This window comes from Streptomyces triticirhizae (assembly GCF_003696235.1).
Taxonomy (GTDB): domain Bacteria; phylum Actinomycetota; class Actinomycetes; order Streptomycetales; family Streptomycetaceae; genus Streptomyces; species Streptomyces triticirhizae.
Genome location: NZ_RFFJ01000417.1, coordinates 1 through 791 on the forward strand (window position 1 = coordinate 1; position 791 = coordinate 791).

At 79.1% G+C, this 791-nt stretch carries 1 protein-coding gene; it reads left to right on the forward strand.

Features of this window, described 5'->3' with window-relative positions:
- Positions 1–791 (forward strand): helicase-associated domain-containing protein (locus EBN88_RS30070; RefSeq protein ID WP_199742546.1); only part of this gene is annotated, 791 nt, incomplete at both ends.

Sequence of the window (791 nt, forward strand, 5' to 3'; positions counted from 1 at the left end):
GGGCTGCTGGCCGCGCTGCCGCCGGGCGGCGCGGCCGATCCGGTCGCGGTGCGCCGCCGGCTGGACTGGGAGTGGCCGCGCCGGCTGACCGACGAGGCCAGGGAACGGCTGACCGCCGCCGCGCTCGCCGAGGCCGAGACGCTGGGCGTCACCGGGCGCGGCGCGCTGGCCTCCCACGCCCGCCCGCTGCTGGAGGAGCCGCCCCAACCGGCGGCGGCCGCCGAGGCGTTGGCGCCGCTCTTTCCCGAGCCGGTGGACCATGTGCTGCTCCAGGCCGACCTGACGGCGATCGCGCCGGGCCCGCTCCGCCGTGACCTGAGGGCGACGATGGCGCTGGCCGCCGACGTGGAGTCCACCGGCGGCGCCACGGTCTACCGGTTCACGCCGGCGTCGGTCCGCCGGGCGCTGGACGCCGGGCTGACCACGGACGAGCTGCACGCGTTCCTCGCCGAGGTCTCCCGCACGCCGGTGCCGCAGCCGTTGGACTACCTGGTGGACGACGTGGCCAGGCGACACGGCCGGCTGCGGGTGGGCGCGGCGGCCAGCTATCTGCGGTCCGAGGACGAGACGGCGCTGGGGCAGCTGCTGGCGGACCGGCGGTGCGAGCCGCTGCGGCTGCGCCGGATCGCGCCCACGGTGCTGGTCTCCCCGCTCTCGCCGGACCAACTGCTGCTGCGGCTGCGCGAGTTGGGGCAGGCGCCGGCGGCCGAGACGGCGGAGGGCGCGGTGCTGACCCTGCGCGCCGAGCCGCGCCGCACGCCGGCGCGCAGCGCGCCCGTGCCGGCGCCCGA